Annotated in this window: 1 protein-coding gene; it reads left to right on the forward strand. The window is 68.3% G+C overall.

The genetic code is table 11. The features are described 5' to 3' along the window. Window positions 1-115: 115 nt before the first annotated feature. Window positions 116-1,381 (forward strand): RNA-guided endonuclease IscB, encoded by a 1,266-nt coding sequence (gene iscB, locus ABGB08_RS54515; RefSeq protein ID WP_347608479.1) that lies wholly within the window; start codon window positions 116-118, stop codon window positions 1,379-1,381. Window positions 1,382-1,636 lie beyond the last annotated feature (255 nt).

Raw genomic sequence — 1,636 nt, forward strand, 5'->3', positions numbered from 1 at the left:
AGGCGAGAAGACCCACCCATCTGTGCCTCCTCAGCAGGTGGCTCTGGAATTGGAGTCAGCAGACACTCCCCGGATCGGGAACGAAACGGGACTCCAACGCCGCCAGGCAACCGGCGTGGAACATGTGCGAGAGGAGACCACCACCGCTTCACCTGGCGGTGGGGGCGTCACCCCGGACCACCAGGTTCGGGAGCAGGGACGTGAGTCCCACCCGTACGTGTTCGTCCTGGACAAGCACGGCACCCCGTTACAGCCCACCACACCGGCCAGAGCCCGCAAACTGCTCACCTCCGGCCGTGCGGTCGTCGCCCGGCACACGCCATTCGTGATCCGGCTCAAGGACCGCACCCTCGCCGGCAGCGAGGTGGACGGCGTGGAGCTGGGCGTCGATCCCGGGAGCAGGCACACCGGCATCGCGGCGTTCACCACCCAAGCCGGTCAGCGGCGTGCCCGGTACGTGATCCAGCTGGATCACCGGGGCGCGACCATTCGCACGAAGATGGCCCAGCGGGCCGCCTACCGGCGTGGCCGGCGCACCCGCAACCTGCGCTACCGCGCCCCCAGGTTTCTCAACCGAACCCGTCCCCAGGGTTGGCTCCCGCCGTCTCTGACGCACCGGGTGGTCACCACAACGAGCTGGGTGGACCGGCTCGCCCGCTGGGCGCCCGTCCGCGCCGTGCATGTGGAACGCGTCGCGTTCGACACCCACGCCATCAGCGCGGGCACAGCGCTGGAAGGGGCCGAGTACCAGCATGGCACCCTGCACGGCACCGAGGTCCGCCAATACCTCCTGGCGAAGTGGGGCCGGGCCTGCGCCTACTGCGGCGCCACCGGGGTGCCGCTCAACATCGACCACATACAGCCCTCCTCCAAGGGTGGCAGCGATCGCGTCTCCAACCTGTGCCTGGCCTGCCTCCCCTGCAACCAGGCCAAGTCCAGCCAGCCCGTCGAAAGTTCCTGGCAGGACAGCCCCAGCGGCTCGCGAAGATCAAAGCACAGGCCAAGACCCCCTTGCGGGACGCCGCTGCTGTCCAGTCCACCCGCTGGGCTCTATGGCGCGCCCTGGACGCCCGGATGCCCACCCATACCGCATCCGGCGGCCGTACGAAGTGGAACCGCACCCGCTGCGCGCTGCCCAAGACCCACACGATGGACGCCCTGGCGGTCGGTGAACTCGACACCATCACCGAAACCGTGTCGACGGTCCTGGTCGTTGGATGTTCCGGACGTGGCACCCATGCCCGCACCCGCCCCGACCGGCACGGCTTCCCCCGCCTGCGCCTGCCCCGACGGAAACAGTTCTTCGGCTACAGCACCGGGGACCTGGCCCGTGCTGTCGTCCCTACGGGCAAGAAGGCGGGTAGCCACACCGGTCGCATAGCCGTACGCGCCACCGGCAGCTTCAACATCACCACCACCCACGCAACCATCCAAGGCATCCACCACAAACACTTCCGTCTCCTGCAACGAGGCGACGGATACACCTACACCCGCCGACCCGAAGGCGAGATCGCACCGTGACCGTCAAACGCGGCGGCCGGCCTGGCGGCGAATCACCGCACCCCGCACTGCTCCGCAGAAGCTTCATTTCCTCCGCCACCCAAAGGTGGGGGAATCCACGAAGGAGATCTGATGA

Source organism: Acrocarpospora sp. B8E8, assembly GCF_039871605.1.
Classification (GTDB): domain Bacteria; phylum Actinomycetota; class Actinomycetes; order Streptosporangiales; family Streptosporangiaceae; genus Acrocarpospora; species Acrocarpospora macrocephala.